This window comes from Escherichia sp. SCLE84 (assembly GCF_012584495.1).
GTDB lineage: Bacteria > Pseudomonadota > Gammaproteobacteria > Enterobacterales > Enterobacteriaceae > ECMA0423.
The window spans coordinates 491,322-508,386 of sequence record NZ_CP051430.1 but is presented as its reverse complement, the minus strand read 5'-3'; the positions used below and the strand labels follow the sequence as shown (position 1 = coordinate 508,386).

The following is a 17,065-nucleotide window of genomic DNA, read 5'->3' as shown; positions in this document are numbered from 1 at the left end:
TTAATTTCAGCGTATAATGCGCGCCAATTGACTCTTGAATGGTTTCAGCACTTTGGACTGTAGAACTCAACGACTCAAAAACAGGCACTCACGTTGGGCTGAGACACAAGCACACATTCCTCTGCACGCTTTTTCGATGTCACCTATCCTTAGAGCGAGGCACCACCACTTTCGTAATACCGGATTCGCTTTCCGGCAGTGCGCCCAGAAAGCAAGTTTCTCCCATCCTTCTCAACTTAAAGACTAAGACTGTCATGAAAAAGACCAAAATTGTTTGCACCATCGGACCGAAAACCGAATCTGAAGAGATGTTAGCTAAAATGCTGGACGCTGGCATGAACGTTATGCGTCTGAACTTCTCTCATGGTGACTATGCAGAACACGGTCAGCGCATTCAGAATCTGCGCAACGTGATGAGCAAAACTGGTAAAACCGCCGCTATCCTGCTTGATACCAAAGGTCCGGAAATCCGCACCATGAAACTGGAAGGCGGTAACGACGTTTCTCTGAAAGCTGGTCAGACCTTTACTTTCACCACTGATAAATCTGTTATCGGCAACAGCGAAATGGTTGCGGTAACGTATGAAGGTTTCACTACTGACCTGTCAGTTGGCAACACCGTACTGGTTGACGATGGTCTGATCGGTATGGAAGTTACCGCCATTGAAGGTAACAAAGTTATCTGTAAAGTGCTGAACAACGGTGACCTGGGCGAAAACAAAGGTGTGAACCTGCCTGGCGTTTCCATTGCTCTGCCAGCACTGGCTGAAAAAGACAAACAGGACCTGATCTTTGGTTGCGAACAAGGCGTAGACTTTGTTGCTGCTTCCTTTATTCGTAAGCGTTCTGACGTTATCGAAATCCGTGAGCACCTGAAAGCGCACGGCGGCGAAAACATCCACATCATCTCCAAAATCGAAAACCAGGAAGGCCTCAACAACTTCGACGAAATCCTCGAAGCCTCTGACGGCATCATGGTTGCGCGTGGCGACCTGGGTGTAGAAATCCCGGTAGAAGAAGTTATCTTCGCCCAGAAGATGATGATCGAAAAATGTATCCGTGCACGTAAAGTCGTTATCACTGCGACCCAGATGCTGGATTCCATGATCAAAAACCCACGCCCGACTCGCGCAGAAGCCGGTGACGTTGCAAACGCCATCCTCGACGGTACTGATGCAGTGATGCTGTCTGGTGAATCCGCAAAAGGTAAATACCCGCTGGAAGCGGTTTCTATCATGGCGACCATTTGCGAACGTACCGACCGCGTGATGAACAGCCGTCTCGAGTTCAACAATGACAACCGTAAACTGCGCATTACCGAAGCGGTATGCCGTGGTGCCGTTGAAACTGCTGAAAAACTGGATGCTCCGCTGATCGTGGTTGCTACTCAGGGCGGTAAATCTGCTCGCGCAGTACGTAAATACTTCCCGGATGCCACCATCCTGGCACTGACCACCAACGAAAAAACGGCTCATCAGTTGGTACTGAGCAAAGGCGTTGTGCCGCAGCTGGTTAAAGAGATCACTTCTACTGATGATTTCTACCGTCTGGGTAAAGAACTGGCTCTGCAGAGCGGTCTGGCACACAAAGGTGACGTTGTAGTTATGGTTTCTGGTGCACTGGTACCGAGCGGCACTACTAACACCGCATCTGTTCACGTCCTGTAATATTGCTTTTGTGAATTAATTTGTATATCGAAGCGCCCTGATGGGCGCTTTTTTTATTTAATCGATAACCAGAAGCAATAAAAAATCAAATCGGATTTCACTATATAATCTCACTTTATCTAAGATGAATCCGATGGAAGCATCCTGTTTTCTCTCAATTTTTTTATCTAAAACCCAGCGTTCGATGCTTCTTTGAGCGAACGATCAAAAATAAGTGCCTTCCCATCAAAAAAATATTCTCAACATAAAAAACTTTGTGTAATACTTGTAACGCTACATGGAGATTAACTCAATCTAGAGGGTATTAATAATGAAAGCTACTAAACTGGTACTGGGCGCGGTAATCCTGGGTTCTACTCTGCTGGCAGGTTGCTCCAGCAACGCTAAAATCGATCAGCTGTCTTCTGACGTTCAGACTCTGAACGCTAAAGTTGACCAGCTGAGCAACGACGTGAACGCAATGCGTTCCGACGTTCAGGCTGCTAAAGATGACGCAGCTCGTGCTAACCAGCGTCTGGACAACATGGCTACTAAATACCGCAAGTAATAGTACCTGTGAAGTGAAAAATGGCGCACATTGTGCGCCATTTTTTTTGTCTGCCGTTTACCGCTACTGCGTCGCGCGTAACATATTCCCTTGCTCTGGTTCACCATTCTGCGCTGACTCTACTGAAGGCGCATTGCTGGCTGCGGGAGTTGCTCCACTGCTCACCGAAACCGGATACCCTGCCCGACGATACAACGCTTTATCGACTAACTTCTGATCTACAGCCTTATTGTCTTTAAATTGCGTAAAGCCTGCTGGCAGTGTGTATGGCATTGTCTGAACGTTTTGCTGTTCTTCTGCTGATAGTGGTCGATGTACTTCAACATAACGCATCCCGTTAGGTTCCACGGAATATTTCACCGGTTCGTTGATCACTTTCACCGGCGTTCCCGTCCGCACGCTGGAGAACAAGGCTTTAATATCCGGTGCATTCATGCGAATACACCCTGAACTGACGCGCAAACCGACGCTGTCCGGCGCACTGGTACCATGAATGAGGTATTCGCCATTACCATGCGCGAGGCGCAGTGCGTAACGTCCTAGCGGGTTATTTGGTCCGGCAGGAACGACTGGCGGTAATTTAATGCCACGCTCCAGCGAACGTTGACGAATGCCTGCCGTAGGCGTCCAGGTTGGGTTAGGGATTTTCTGCCCAACACGCGTTTCCATCACCGGCGTTTCCAGCCCCTGCAATCCAATACCTATTGGATAAACCTGCACAATATTTTCTCCCGGCGGATAATAATAAAGGCGCAGCTCTGCAAGGTTAACGATAATCCCCTGACGCGGTGCATCAGGTAATAACAGTTGTGAAGGAATAGTTATCGTCGTACCAGGTTTTGGCACCGGGGCGATAGTGTTATTGGCTTCAAGGATCAACATTGCCGCAGTATCAAAACGTCGGGCAATAGCCTGAAGGTTTTTATCCCCTTCTTGCACCGTATACGTTTGATTTTGCCCAACCAGTCGGCTTCCGGTTGGTGGTAGCGGATAATCAACCGCCCAGGCAGCCTGGATGGCGCTAAAAGCGCCGATAAGCGTGAGTGTAAGCAAAGACGCGCGTTTCATTGTAAACCTCCTGTATTTGCCGGAGACTCACGCTGAAACGTCGGATGGCGCTTATGTTCACCTGAAACCAAAACACTCCTGTGCAGGTCAGTGTAAACATTGACCATCCGGCAATGTGAGCCAACCGGATGAAAGCTGTCCCTTTAGTTTAGCTAAGTGCAGCGGCTTTGGCGCGAATTGCGCGAATCATCGCTTCCAGACCTTGTGAACGAGATGGGGTGAGATGTTGGGTGAGCGCCATTTTTTCAAACCACGGACGCACATCGAAATTGACAATATCCTGCGGCGTCATCTGATCGTAGAGAATAAAGACGACCGCAATAAGCCCTTTCACAATCGCCGCATCGCTGTCGCCCTGCAATTCAATAATTCCCTGCGCATTCTGGCGCATGACAATCCACACCTGACTCTGACAGCCCTGAATGCTATTTTGTGGGCTTCGGTCTTCGGCGCGTAATTCTGGCAGACGCTGGCCCAGCTCAATAATGTAGAGATATTTCTCTTCCCAGTTGGCGCAGCGTAAAAAATTACGCAGCAATTTTTCTTTATCCGGCAATAAAGCCATAGTGCCTCCCTGTTATCCCAGCAGACGGTGAATACGTTGCAGTCCGGTCACCAGACGATCCACTTCTTCATGGGTGTTATACATGGCCAGCGACGCCCGACACATAGCAGGGACGTTGTAATAGGCCATTAATGGCATAGCGCAGTGATGTCCGGTACGCACAGCAATGCCGTAGTTATCGAGAAAACTGCCAACATCATAGGCGTGGTGTTTACCAAGATTAAAAGCAATAACGCCAAGCCTGTTCCGCGGGCCATAGAGAGTGAGATCCGGTACAGATTCCAGCTGTGATAGCGCGTAGTGCATCAGATTCTGTTCATACTCGGCTATGTTATTAAGCCCCAGCGCCGAAACATACTCCAGCGCCGCGCCAAGACCAATGATGCCCCCGGTATTGGGTGTACCGGCTTCAAACCGCCATGGTGCTTTGGTCCAGGTAGTGCCTTCACTCAGGCTGACGGTGGCGATCATAGAACCGCCCCCTTCCCACGGCGGCATCTCCTGCAACAAGGCTTCTTTCACATAAAGAATGCCAATTCCGGTGGGGCCATACAGTTTATGCCCGGAGAATACGTAAAAATCGCAATCCAGCGCCTGAACGTCCACCGGATGATGCATCACCGCCTGAGCGCCATCCACCAGCACTTTTGCGCCATGCTGATGCGCAAGCGTGATCATTTCCGCCAGGGGATTTTCTGTGCCAAGCACGTTGGAGACATGAGTAATTGCCAGCAGGCGAGTTTTCTCATCGAACAGATTAGGTAGCGTCTCCAGTTGTAGCGTACCGTCGGGATTGAGCGGGATCACACGCAGCTCTGCGCCAACGCGTGCGCAAAGCATCTGCCAGGGAACAATGTTAGCGTGGTGCTCCATCTGACTGATGATGATGTTATCGCCCGCCCGCACGTTGCTGTTGCCCCAACTATTGGCGACCAGATTGATCCCTTCCGTCGTGCCGCGGACGAACACCAGCTCTTCCGCCGAACGGGCATTAATAAACAGCGATGCCCGCTTGCGCACGTTCTCCATTTTCTCGGTCGCCTGGGCGCTTAAGGTATGAATACCGCGATGCACCGCCGCGTAGCCGTGACGATAAAACTCGGCTTCGGAGTCAATCACCTGGCTTGGTTTCTGCGCACTGGCGGCGCTGTCGAGATAAGCCAGCGGCAAACCGTTTACCTCACGCGAAAGCACCGGAAAGTCGGCCCGCACTTTGTCGACGGAAAAAGTCATCTTGCACCTCCTGGCAGTCGTTGACCGATTCGGGCCAGCACCTGCTGTTTAAGCCCCTCATCACGCAGTGCTTCCGTCAGTTCGGCAGCAAAGGCGTAAATGATCATCTGCTGGGCATCCTGCTGATTGATCCCGCGCGAGCGCAGATAGAACATCTGTTCATCATCAATACGCCCCACCGTCGCGCCGTGGCTGCATTTCACATCATCTGCATAGATTTCCAGCTGCGGTTTCGTATCCACTTCTGCCAGTTTTCCCATCAGCAGATTATTGTTGGTCATCTGACCATCCGTTTTGATGGCGTGCTGCGCGACGTTGATCAAACCGTTAAATACCGCGCGGCCTTTGTCGCTGACGATAGTTTTGTGCAACTGTCGGCTGTTACAAAAACCTTTATTGTGTTCCAGCCAGGTACGGGTATCACACACCTCGTTTTTCACCGGCATCGCCAGGCTATTGATCCGCAGCGTGCTGTTTTCGCCATTGAGTTGCGTACTGGTGTTGTGTCGTAACACTGCGCCACCCAGCAGGAAACTATGGCTAAATGCGGTGGCATCGTCAGCCAGCAACAAATCGTTATGGGCAAAGTGGTGACTGACCGGGTTTTCAAACGCCAGCTTGATATGCTGCAAGTGGGCGTTCGCTGCGACATTGATAGTGAACCGTGCGCCGGTGAAGTGACGAGCATCATTAAGGCTGACAAAATGTTCGATCACCGTTGCTTCGGCACCTTCCGCCAGATCCAGATGATGTCGGTAATGGGCAGTGTTGACCTCTTCACCTGCCACGCCCTGGGTAATATGCATTAACAGCAATGGCTTTGCCGGCCGTTGACCGCGCTTCACGGCGATATGCGTCACGCTTTGTGCCAGGCTTTCCGTCAAATGCAGAAACACTTCCGCCTGAATAGCGTCGGGTACCCCCTGACGGTCGTCGTTAATGCTCACTTCATACCCGCTGCCTTCAGTCGCATCGCTCAGTGCTGACACGTAACGTCCATCGACAAATACCAGCCGCACAGCGTCTAACGTTAACGCTAAGGCATCTCGCTGCTGTGGGGATATCTCTCCCGCAATGCTGACAAACTGGCTATTGGTCAGCCCTTCCAGCGGCGTATATTTCCAGTTTTCATGTTTACGTGTCGGCAGTCCGGTACGCAGCAATTGTTGTAAATGCTGCTGTGCTTGCGGTGAGCGTTTTGTCCCTTCAGCTTCAAACAAGTGATGCCACTGTTGCAGCGCGTTACTGCTGTTCGGTAAGCCAGCCATAACCCTGCTCCTCCAGTTGTTTGACCAACGTGAAATCGCCGGATTTCACAATTCGTCCCTGATATAGCACATGGACGTAATCAGGCTTGATGTAGTCGAGAATGCGTTGGTAGTGCGTAACAATGATGAATGAGCGCTTGCCATCACGCAGCGAGTTCACGCCATCGGCGACCACTTTTAATGCGTCAATATCCAGCCCGGAGTCCGACTCATCAAGAATGCATAACTCCGGTTCCAGCACCGCCATTTGCAAAATATCGTTGCGCTTTTTCTCGCCGCCGGAAAAACCAACGTTTACCGAACGGGTTAATAAATCTTCCGGCATCTTCAGGAGAGCGATTTTCTCTTCCATCAAATCCTGAAAATCAAAGCGGTCGAGCGTTTCCTGGCCGCGATAGCTGCGCACTGCATTAAGTGCCGTTTGCAGGAAAAACTGGTTACTGACGCCTGGAATCTCCACCGGATACTGGAAGGCCATAAAGATGCCTTCGCCTGCACGATCTTCCGGCGACAGTGCAAGCAAATCTTTGCCTTTGAACTCAACCGTGCCGCCCGTCACTTCATAATCTTCGCGCCCGGCAAGCGTTGCCGATAAGGTACTTTTGCCCGAACCGTTTGGCCCCATAATGGCGTGAACTTCGCCGGGACGAACGGCGAGGCTTAATCCACGCAGGATAGCTTTATCTTCCACGCTGACGTGTAAATCTTTAATACTTAACATGTTTATTCCTTATCCGACGCTGTGTTCAAGACTGATGGCGAGGAGTTTTTGTGCTTCAACGGCAAATTCCAGCGGCAGTTCTGAGAACACGTCTTTGCAGAAACCGTTAACAATCATCGAGATGGCGTCTTCTTCGCTGATCCCGCGTTGCAGGCAGTAAAACAGTTGATCTTCACCAATACGTGATGTCGTTGCCTCGTGCTCCAGTTGTGCGCTGTTATTGCGACATTCGACATACGGGAAGGTATGCGCCCCACAATTAGCGCCAATCAGCATTGAGTCGCACTGAGTGAAATTGCGCGCATTGGTTGCCGTCGGCATGATTTTCACTAAGCCGCGATAACTGTTCTGACTATGTCCGGCAGAGATCCCTTTCGAGATAATGGTCGATTTGGTGTTTTTACCGATGTGGATCATCTTGGTGCCGGTATCCGCTTGCTGATGACCGCTGGTCAGCGCCACTGAGTAAAACTCACCAATGGAGTTATCGCCGCGCAAAATGCAGCTGGGATATTTCCACGTAATCGCTGACCCGGTTTCTGATTGCGTCCATGACATTTTGCTGTTTTCGCCTTCGCACAAAGCACGCTTGGTGACGAAGTTGAGAATACCGCCGGTGTTGTTATCGCCAGGGAACCAGTTTTGTACCGTGGAATATTTCACCTCGGCGTTTTTATGGATGATGACTTCCACCACTGCCGCGTGTAACTGATAGCTGTCACGCACCGGAGCGGAACAGCCTTCAATGTAGCTGACGTAGCTGTCTTCGTCGGCCACCAGAATGGTACGCTCAAACTGCCCGGTTTTTTCCGCGTTAATGCGAAAATAGGTGGAAAGTTCCATCGGGCAGCGCACGCCTTTAGGCACATAAATAAACGTACCGTCAGAGGCTACCGCCGCATTAAGCGCGGCAAAGAAGTTGTCATTCCCCGGCACCACGGTGCCGAGATATTTACGCACCAGTTCCGGGTGATCGTGGATCGCCTCACCAAAGGAACAGAAAATAATTCCCTGCTCCGCCAGTTTTTCGCGATAAGTAGTGGCAACCGAAACTGAGTCGAAAATGGCATCCACCGCCACCTCTTTGCCTTCCCGCACGGGAACGCCCAACTGCTCAAACGCCGCCTCCACCTCTTTACTTAAAAAGGCGTTCGCGCCAGTTTGCTGCACCGCGCCAGGTTCAGACGCGCAAGTGTCGTCACAATTACCGCACGATGGTGCTGAGTAGTAGCTGTAATCCTGATAATTCAGCTTGTCGTAGTGCGCTTTCAACCAGTGCGGTTCTTCCATCTCCAGCCATGCGCGATAGGCGTTTAGACGAAACTCCAGCATCCACTCCGGCTCATTACGCTTCGCCGAAATTGCGCGCACCACCTCTTCGTTTATCCCCTTTGCCAGCTCATCGGTGGCTAACTGGGTGAAGAATCCTTCTTTATAATTCAGCGGGCCGCCGGTCCAGGTTTTGACATCGTCAGTTGCTTCAGTATTACGAGACATAGTACCGCCTATACCCCAAAGCTTTCGCCACAGCCACATTCATTCTGGGCTTTAGGGTTGTGAAATTTGAATATCTGATTAAGTCCTTCACGAACGAAATCGACTTCCGTGCCATCAATAAACGGCATCGCTTGCAGCGGGACAAACAGCTTCGCGCCGTCGTGTTCAAACAGCAGATCGTCTTTGTCCGGCTCGCTAACACTGTCGAGCACATAGCCAAAGCCCGCGCAGCCCGTTTGCTTCACGCCTAAGCGCACGCCGACCATACCCGGCTGCTTTGCCACCAGCTCACGGATGTGTATCGCCGCTGCGGGTGTCAGCGTTAAGCCTTGCCAGGCGAAATCTTGTGGGTTAAAGGTTCCTGAATGCATGTCCATCGATTTACCTCACTTCATCGCTTTCAGCGTATAACAGCATGTTAGTGATAATGATTATCAGTTCAACCCAGCAAACGCAGGGGCTTTACCGTAAAACATGCTTTTTGCCTGCTTTTAATAAGCATAGACCCTGATGTGTGGGTTAACAGGCACGCTAAGAATTAGGTATCTCATTGTTAGATAATGGTTATTATCTAAGGAGCATTAAGGCTGTGATGAAAAAGAAAAAGTTGTATTGAAAATGACTATTTAAGAGATAGGTAAAAAAGTGCAGCGTTCAGAAATAAGAAAACCCTTAAGTCTGTGCAACACAGGCTTAAGGGTTTCTACCCCATCCGGCGCTTATCTCCGGCACTCTCAGTGGCTTAGCTCTTGAAGGGGCGATAAGAATAATCTCATAAAGCTAACCCGCCGTTTTAACACAAACTGCGATTAGTATTATTTTTGAACAATATCAGGCGGTAGATAAGCAGTATTAAGAAGGTCATCGAACCTGGACGGAGGTTAATCCAGGTCGATTTGGCGAACTTGCGGCATTAAGTCAGGATCAATGCACGCCCAGACGCCAGGCAAAGTAGATTTCTTCTTTTAATTCAGCAGAAGAGAGAGTAAGCAGGTCAGCAAATTCAAGTTCTAGTTGTTTCAGACGTTTGAGATATTGGGCAGGTGAAAGATTGCTCTGGTCACGGCGTAAAAATTCAATGGCCAGCTGGGTGGGATCAAGTTGAGTAGACATAGCATCCTCGCTTTTAGACAAGACCTGCACAGTATACCACCGTTTACTGTGCAGATAATGACCAAAGGCAATATGCGTCACACTTTTCTGGTGACAACGTCACAAAATGGCGGTCGTCAATCGTGACGAACAGCACAAACGCCCTTTCTCATCGAAGATTTCAATCTGCCAGACCTGGTGACGCGAACCGAGATGCAACGGTTTGCATACCCCGCGCACCCGCCCTTCTCGTGCCGAGCGGACGTGGTTAGCATTGATTTCCAGACCAACCACTTTTTGCTCACCTTCGGTACATAAATAACCGGCAACGGAACCGATACTTTCGGCCAGTACCACGGATGCTCCTCCATGCAGCAACCCGAAAGGCTGCTTTGTCCGCGAGTCTACTGGCATTGTCGCTTCAAGGGTGTCATCACCAATATGTTCAAAGCGAATATCCAGGAACCCCACCATGTTTCCTTCACCCATAGCATTCAGTGCTTCCAGGGTGATTTTCCGTTTCCATATCATTTAATAATCTCCAGTAAAGCCTGCACAGGATGGCGTACCCCCGTGCCTTCAACCCGTTTTACCTGGCTACGGCAGGAATATCCGGTCGCCAGACAGCGGTTACGCGGCAGTCGCTGCATAGCCTGATGCCAGGATAACTCATAGATCCCGAGCGAATTTTTATGGTTTTTCGCTTCATGTCCGTAAGTCCCTGCCATGCCGCAGCAACCCACGCTGACATTTTCCAGTTTCGCGCCAAAACGGGCAAATATCGCGGCCCATTGTGCTGGCGCACCCGGCAAGGCGGTAACTTCGGTACAGTGACCAAAGAAATACCATGATTCACCGCTGACTGTAGCCACTGGCTGTGACTCAAGTGCGCTTGCCAGCCATTCATTCGCCAGTAAGACGTTAAACTCGCCACGTTCCTCGCCCAGCGCCAGTTTATATTCATCGCGATAACAAAGTACCAGCGCCGGATCGACGCCCACCATTGGCATACCCAGCTTCGCCATACGGTTGAGGAAATCCGCCGTCTTTTTCGCCGTCTTCGCAAAACGATTAAGAAAACCTTTAATATGCTGGGCTTTGCCATTTGGCGAAAATGGCAGTAACACAGGCTGGAAACCTAATTTTTCGACCAGACGGACAAAATCCGCCACCACTTGCGCATCGTAATAGCTGGTAAAGGGGTCCTGCACCACCAACACTGTGCGCGCTTTCTGCTCTGCATTGAGAGATTCAAGCTGTTCCAGCGTCATGTTTGCCGAGCGATGCCCCACCATTTGTTGTTGTAGCGAGGGGACCGACAGCAGCGGCAAATCAACCATGCCGATATGTTTTTCCGAGAGTTTGCGCACCAGCGGCTGGTTAATGAAGAAGTTAAAGGTTTTCGGCGCGCGTGCCATCAGCGGCGCGTAGCTCTCGACCGTAGCGACGAGGTGGTCGCGCAGCGGGCGTAAATAACGGGTGTGATAGAGCTGCAGAAAACGAGAGCGAAACTCCGGCACATCAATTTTGATGGGGCACTGGGTCGAACACGCTTTACAGGCCAGACAGCCCGACATCGCCTCTTTGACTTCGTGTGAGAAGTCATATTCGCCTTTATTCGCATGCCAGCTATTGCGCGTGCGGGCAATTAACGTCCGCAAACTGACGCCGGATTCAGGCAGTTCTTGTTCCAGTTTGAGTGGATCAACGCCGCGATCCGCCAACAAACGCAGCCATTCACGCACCAGCGTTGCGCGCCCTTTCGGTGAATGAATCCGGTTCTGGGTGATCTTCATCGACGGACACATCGGACTACGGGCATCAAAGTTGAAGCATAAACCGTTGCCGTTACACTCCATCGCACCGCGCCACTGCTGGCGTACCGCAATGGGGATCTGCCGATCGAATGTACCGCGCTTCACCGCGTCCACTTTCATCATCGGCGCATCGAGACCTTCTGGCGGGCAAATCTTCCCTGGGTTGAGTCGGTTATGCGGGTCAAATGCCGCTTTCACTTTGCGCAGTTCTGCAAAAAGTTCCTCACCGAAAAACGCCGGGCTGTATTCAGCGCGAAAACCTTTGCCGTGCTCGCCCCACAACAAACCACCGTATTTCGCAGTCAGCGCCACTACGTCATCAGAGATTTGCTTCATCAAAATCTCTTGTTGAGGATCGCACATATCCAGCGCTGGACGGACGTGCAAGACACCTGCGTCGACGTGACCGAACATACCGTAGCTTAAGCCGTGGCTGTCGAGCAGCGCGCGAAATTCAGCAATATAATCGGCCAGATGTTCCGGCGGTACGCAGGTATCCTCAGCAAACGGAATTGGCTTAGCGGCACCTTTGGCATTGCCAAGCAGACCAACGGCTTTTTTACGCATCGCATAGATACGTTCAACACCCGCCAGCTCGCGGCACACCTGCCAGCCAATCACACCTGCCTGTTGGCTGGCAATCAGCTCATCAAGCCGCACACAGAGAGCATTAACTCGCTCGTCAATCAGCGCCTCATCATCACCAGCAAACTCCACAATGTTCAGCCCGAGCATCTCTTTGTCAGGCACATCGGTAATCAACTCGCTGACGGAATGCCAGACAATATCTTCCCGCGCCAGATTCAGCACTTTTGAGTCCACCGTCTCTACCGAAAGCGCCCGCGCCTCAACCATAAACGGCGCGTTACGCAGCGCGGAGTCAAAAGAGTCATATTTGACGTTCACCAGACGGCGCACTTTAGGCAAGGGCGTAATATCCAGCCGCGCTTCGGTAATAAAGGCCAGCGTCCCTTCTGAACCCGTCAGAATGCGCGTCAGGTCGAACTCGGTCATCTCATCGTTAAAGACATGACGCAGATCGTAACCGGTAAGAAAGCGGTTAAGTTTGGGGAAGTTGTCGATAATTAACTGGCGTTGCTGACGGCAACGTTGATAAACCGTGTTATAAATTCGCCCGATTGTGGTATTGGATTTACCCAGCGTTTCCGCCAATTCGACGGGTAAAGGTTGCGTATCGAGAATATCGCCCCCCAACAACACCGCGCGTACGCCAAGTACGTGATCTGACGTTTTGCCATAGACCAGCGATCCCTGACCAGAAGCATCGGTATTGATCATCCCGCCGAGCGTTGCCCGGTTGCTGGTCGAAAGTTCTGGTGCAAAAAAGTAGCCGAACGGTTTCAGGTACTGATTGAGTTGATCTTTTATCACCCCGGCCTCAACGCGCACCCAGCCCTCTTCAGGGTTAATTTCGATGATGCGGTTCATATGGCGGGACATATCAACAATAATCCCCTGGTTGAGCGCCTGACCGTTAGTGCCGGTGCCGCCGCCACGGGGGGTAAAGATCAGCGATGAATAGCGTTCCTGCGCGGCAAGACGGGCGATCAGCGCCACATCTGCGGTTGAACGCGGAAATACCACCGCATCGGGGAGAAGTTGGTAAATACTGTTGTCGGTCGACATTGTCAGACGATCGGCATAACTTGTCGCCGTATCGCCGGTAAAACCTTGTTGCTCCAGCTCTTGCAAAAAATTAAGCACCAGTTGAACGACGCCGGGTGCCTGGGAAATCTGTGGAATCATTATATTGACCCTTTCCTGCGGTCTGTGATGTAGGTCGATACACTATTCTTTCAGGCGGCTGCAATAGCGCACTGAAAGGTGATGTTTATTTACTCTATGGATTTCGAGTTGCAGGAAGGCGGCAAGCGAGTGAACTCCAGGAGCTTACAATAGTAAGTGACTGGGGTGAACGAACGTAGCCGCAGCACATGCAACTTGAAATACGACGAGTAAATCGTTTGCGTGTTGCCTGAGTTGTTGTACCACATTTTTTTCTAACACGCCCATCAGAATTAAGGGCAGAATCGGCCTGTTAAAAACCGCTGAAATTGCTCATCATTATGCAGGTGAGTTTCGCGTGTTCACGTCGCGTCGACGATTTGACGCACAAAAAAGGTGAAAAGTAGTTATGGTAAATGTTCGTCAGCCCAGGGATGTCGCACAAATTCTGCTTTCGGTGCTGTTTTTAGCCATCATGATTGTGGCATGTCTGTGGATTGTTCAACCCTTTATTCTCGGCTTTGCATGGGCCGGTACGGTGGTTATCGCCACCTGGCCGGTATTGTTACGTTTGCAAAAGATCATGTTTGGCCGCCGCTCTCTCGCCGTTCTGGTGATGACGCTGTTATTAGTGATGGTGTTTATCATCCCTATTGCTTTGCTGGTTAACAGTATCGTCGACGGCAGCGGCCCGCTAATTAAAGCCATTTCCAGCGGCGACATGACGTTACCCGATCTGGCGTGGCTTAATACCATTCCGGTGATTGGCGCGAAGCTGTATGCAGGCTGGCACAACTTGCTGGATATGGGGGGGACGGCGATCATGGCGAAAGTCCGCCCTTATATTGGCACCACCACCACCTGGTTCGTTGGGCAGGCGGCGCATATCGGGCGCTTTATGGTGCATTGTGCGCTGATGCTTCTCTTCAGTGCCCTGCTGTACTGGCGCGGTGAACAGGTGGCACAAGGCATTCGCCATTTTGCAACCCGTCTGGCAGGCGTTCGCGGAGATGCCGCCGTACTGCTGGCGGCACAGGCTATCCGCGCGGTGGCGCTGGGTGTGGTGGTGACGGCGTTAGTACAGGCAGTGCTTGGCGGTATCGGCCTCGCCGTATCCGGCGTACCTTATGCAACGTTGCTAACGGTGTTAATGATCCTCTCCTGCCTTGTCCAGCTTGGCCCGTTGCCGGTACTGATTCCGGCGATTATCTGGCTCTACTGGACTGGCGATACCACCTGGGGAACGGTATTGTTAGTGTGGAGCGGTGTGGTTGGCACGCTGGATAACGTCATCCGCCCAATGTTAATTCGCATGGGTGCCGATTTACCGCTGATCCTGATCCTCTCTGGTGTTATTGGTGGTTTGATTGCTTTCGGGATGATCGGTCTGTTTATTGGTCCGGTTCTGTTAGCCGTTTCCTGGCGTCTGTTTGCCGCGTGGGTGGAAGAAGTCCCGCCGCCGACGGACCAACCGGAAGAAATTCTCGAAGAACTTGGCGAAATCGAGAAACCGAATAAGTAATTTCTCATCAGGCGGCTCTGCCGCCTGATTGTTAACCCCCGCTAATTGATATTTGCTTGCTCTTCCCCATATTTTCCTGCTTACCGCCATTCAGCTGGTAGTACCTGTCGCAAATTCTTTACAGTTTTTAAACTAATGAGACGAATCTGATCGACGCAAAAAGTCCGTATGCCTACTATTAGCTTACGGTTATAAATCAACATATTGATTTATAAGCATGGAAATCCCCTGAGTGAAACAACGAATTGCTGTGTGTAGTCTTTGCCCATCTCCCACGATGGGCTTTTTTTTAACATTTTTCCGCTTCGCTACCTCGCCCCTCACTCTTTCCAATAATGTTGCACAAGATACTGTGACTCTCTTCAAGCCGTCAGCAGGCTGATAATGTTATTTATATTTTATTGTTTATTTCATGCAGCCATTACACGATGAACGCTTATGAACTCCAGGCACTTCGCCATATTTTTGCCATGACTATTGATGAATGCGCGACCTGGATTGCCCAGACCGGTGACAGTGAAAGCTGGCGTCAGTGGGAAAATGGCAAATGCGCCATTCCTGATCGTGTAGTCGAGCAACTGTTGGCTATGCGTCAGCAACGAAAAAAACATCTTCATGCCATCATAGAGAAAATAAATAACCGCATCGGCAACAACACCATGCGTTTTTTCCCCGACTTAACCGCGTTTCAACAAGTCTACCCTGATGGCAATTTTATTGACTGGAAGATCTATCAATCGGTAGCCGCTGAATTATATGCACACGATCTGGAGCGGCTTTGTTAATTTCTCCACAAAAAGGAATTGTCGTTGTTACAACAATAATGAACGGATACTGACACAACATCGCTACACTTTTTAAAGCACCTTTGCTAAGTAGAACCTATGAAAAATCCCTATTACCCTACCGCACTTGGGTTGTATTTTAATTACCTGGTGCATGGTATGGGCGTCATTTTGATGAGCCTGAATATGGCCTCGCTGGAGACACTTTGGCAGACTAATGCCGCGGGTGTCTCGATAGTTATCTCATCGCTGGGCATTGGTCGATTAAGTGTCTTGCTTTTTGCAGGATTATTATCCGATCGCTTTGGTCGCCGCCCTTTTATCATGCTCGGGATGTGCTGCTATATGGCCTTCTTTTTTGGCATCCTGCACACCAATAACATCATTATCGCTTATGTTTTTGGCTTTCTGGCAGGAATGGCAAACAGTTTTCTCGATGCAGGCACTTATCCCAGTTTGATGGAAGCTTTTCCACGCTCACCTGGGACAGCCAATATTTTAATTAAAGCATTTGTTTCCAGCGGACAATTTTTATTACCGCTAATCATTAGCCTGTTAGTGTGGGCTGAACTGTGGTTCGGTTGGTCCTTTATGATTGCTGCAGGCATTATGTTTATTAACGCTCTGTTTTTATACCGTTGTACGTTCCCACCCCATCCGGGTCATCGCTTACCTGTCATAAAGAAAACCACCAGCTCTACGGAACATCGCTGTTCAATTATCGATTTAGCCAGTTATACCTTATATGGCTATATCTCAATGGCAACGTTTTATCTGGTTAGCCAGTGGCTGGCACAGTACGGACAATTTGTTGCAGGCATGTCATACACTATGTCGATTAAACTACTCAGTATCTACACCGTGGGTTCGCTGCTTTGTGTATTTATTACCGCTCCACTCATTCGTAATACCGTTCGCCCAACAACATTACTGATGCTGTACACCTTTATCTCATTTATTGCTCTGTTTACCGTCTGCCTGCATCCCACATTTTATGTGGTGATAATATTTGCTTTTGTCATTGGTTTTACCTCTGCTGGAGGTGTTGTGCAAATTGGCCTGACGTTAATGGCTGAACGTTTCCCTTACGCTAAAGGTAAAGCTACAGGGATCTATTACAGTGCGGGCAGTATTGCGACCTTTACTATTCCGTTGATTACGGCTCATCTGTCCCAAAGAAGTATTGCCGATATTATGTGGTTCGATACCGCCATCGCTGCCATCGGTTTTTTACTGGCACTGTTTATCGGCTTACGCAGCCGCAAAAAAACGCGGCATCACTCGCTAAAGGAAAATGTCGCTCCGGGTGGGTAATGCAATATTCTTTTCAGGTCATGCAAGATCTTACGGATAAATAACTCTTTCTGCGCTAACTAAGGAAAATCGCGATCAAAAACAAACTATGACATGCAATATTCCTGGAAACATAAACTTTATGCCATGTACCCAGGGAAAATCATCTTCAGTATAGTAATTATGTAAACCGTCGAAGAACAATACGTACGGTAACGAAATTATCTTTCAGCAAGGAGCTGTG

At 50.1% G+C, this 17,065-nt stretch carries 16 protein-coding genes and 1 other RNA gene; 7 read left to right on the top strand and 10 right to left on the bottom strand.

What is annotated here, in order from left to right; all coding sequences use genetic code 11:
• Positions 1-52: 52 nt before the first annotated feature.
• The 3 genes from HGD79_RS26490 to lpp all read left to right on the top strand — a co-directional run bounded on the left by HGD79_RS26490 (position 53) and on the right by lpp (position 2,214).
• The gene (locus tag HGD79_RS26490; RefSeq protein ID WP_240806354.1) at positions 53-247 is read left to right on the top strand and encodes a protein YnhH; all 195 of its coding nucleotides are present in this window, start codon (positions 53-55) and stop codon (positions 245-247) included.
• Positions 248-254: 7 nt separating this feature from the next.
• Positions 255-1,667: a pyruvate kinase PykF gene (gene pykF, locus HGD79_RS02690; protein ID WP_001295403.1), complete on the top strand. Its 1,413-nt coding sequence runs from the start codon at positions 255-257 to the stop codon at positions 1,665-1,667.
• 310 nt (positions 1,668-1,977) lie between these two features.
• Positions 1,978-2,214, top strand: a complete 237-nt coding sequence (lpp, locus tag HGD79_RS02685; protein WP_000648420.1) for a murein lipoprotein Lpp — start codon at positions 1,978-1,980, stop codon at positions 2,212-2,214.
• A gap of 63 nt (positions 2,215-2,277) precedes the next feature.
• Here lpp and ldtE read toward each other — a convergent pair whose 3' ends face one another.
• The 10 genes from ldtE to HGD79_RS02635 form a co-directional block, all read right to left on the bottom strand.
• The gene (gene ldtE, locus HGD79_RS02680; protein WP_000817104.1) at positions 2,278-3,282 is read right to left on the bottom strand and encodes a L,D-transpeptidase LdtE; all 1,005 of its coding nucleotides are present in this window, start codon (positions 3,280-3,282) and stop codon (positions 2,278-2,280) included.
• A 148-nt stretch (positions 3,283-3,430) separates the two neighbouring features.
• Positions 3,431-3,847 carry a cysteine desulfuration protein SufE gene (sufE, locus tag HGD79_RS02675; RefSeq protein WP_001196517.1) on the bottom strand — a complete coding sequence of 139 codons (417 nt, stop codon included), beginning with the start codon at positions 3,845-3,847 and terminating at the stop codon, positions 3,431-3,433.
• Positions 3,848-3,859: 12 nt separating this feature from the next.
• A complete protein-coding gene (sufS, locus tag HGD79_RS02670; RefSeq protein WP_000144602.1) occupies positions 3,860-5,080 on the bottom strand; it encodes a cysteine desulfurase SufS in 1,221 nt (406 codons plus the stop codon).
• The gene (gene sufD / locus HGD79_RS02665; protein WP_000908012.1) at positions 5,077-6,348 is read right to left on the bottom strand and encodes a Fe-S cluster assembly protein SufD; all 1,272 of its coding nucleotides are present in this window, start codon (positions 6,346-6,348) and stop codon (positions 5,077-5,079) included. The genes sufS and sufD overlap by 4 nt, the downstream gene beginning before the upstream one ends.
• Positions 6,323-7,069, bottom strand: a complete 747-nt coding sequence (sufC, locus tag HGD79_RS02660) for a Fe-S cluster assembly ATPase SufC (protein ID WP_000948855.1) — start codon at positions 7,067-7,069, stop codon at positions 6,323-6,325. Before sufC ends, sufD begins: the two co-directional genes overlap by 26 nt.
• Positions 7,070-7,078: 9 nt before the next feature.
• Positions 7,079-8,566 (bottom strand): Fe-S cluster assembly protein SufB, encoded by a 1,488-nt coding sequence (gene sufB / locus HGD79_RS02655; RefSeq protein WP_000089364.1) that lies wholly within the window; start codon positions 8,564-8,566, stop codon positions 7,079-7,081.
• An 8-nt stretch (positions 8,567-8,574) separates the two neighbouring features.
• On the bottom strand, positions 8,575-8,943 hold the full coding sequence (gene sufA, locus HGD79_RS02650; protein WP_000367160.1) for a Fe-S cluster assembly scaffold SufA: 369 nt from the start codon (positions 8,941-8,943) through the stop codon (positions 8,575-8,577).
• Positions 8,944-9,490: 547 nt separating this feature from the next.
• Positions 9,491-9,679: a YdiH family protein gene (locus tag HGD79_RS02645; RefSeq protein WP_001296104.1), complete on the bottom strand. Its 189-nt coding sequence runs from the start codon at positions 9,677-9,679 to the stop codon at positions 9,491-9,493.
• A gap of 99 nt (positions 9,680-9,778) precedes the next feature.
• A complete protein-coding gene (gene menI, locus HGD79_RS02640; RefSeq protein ID WP_000637982.1) occupies positions 9,779-10,189 on the bottom strand; it encodes a 1,4-dihydroxy-2-naphthoyl-CoA hydrolase in 411 nt (136 codons plus the stop codon).
• Positions 10,186-13,242: an FAD-binding and (Fe-S)-binding domain-containing protein gene (locus HGD79_RS02635; RefSeq protein WP_000612968.1), complete on the bottom strand. Its 3,057-nt coding sequence runs from the start codon at positions 13,240-13,242 to the stop codon at positions 10,186-10,188. The genes menI and HGD79_RS02635 overlap by 4 nt, the downstream gene beginning before the upstream one ends.
• A 388-nt stretch (positions 13,243-13,630) precedes the next feature.
• Between HGD79_RS02635 and ydiK the strand changes: the two genes are divergently transcribed.
• The 4 genes from ydiK (at position 13,631) to HGD79_RS02615 (ending at position 16,842) form a co-directional block, all read left to right on the top strand.
• Positions 13,631-14,743: an AI-2E family transporter YdiK gene (ydiK, locus tag HGD79_RS02630; protein WP_000248636.1), complete on the top strand. Its 1,113-nt coding sequence runs from the start codon at positions 13,631-13,633 to the stop codon at positions 14,741-14,743.
• Positions 14,744-14,928: 185 nt separating this feature from the next.
• Positions 14,929-15,036, top strand: an RNA gene (gene rprA / locus HGD79_RS02625) — antisense sRNA RprA.
• A gap of 135 nt (positions 15,037-15,171) precedes the next feature.
• Complete coding sequence (locus HGD79_RS02620; protein WP_001299124.1) at positions 15,172-15,528, top strand: YdiL family protein; 357 nt, start codon at positions 15,172-15,174, stop codon at positions 15,526-15,528.
• 99 nt (positions 15,529-15,627) lie between these two features.
• Positions 15,628-16,842 (top strand): MFS transporter, encoded by a 1,215-nt coding sequence (locus tag HGD79_RS02615; protein WP_000795570.1) that lies wholly within the window; start codon positions 15,628-15,630, stop codon positions 16,840-16,842.
• The last annotated feature ends 223 nt before the right edge of the window (positions 16,843-17,065 follow it).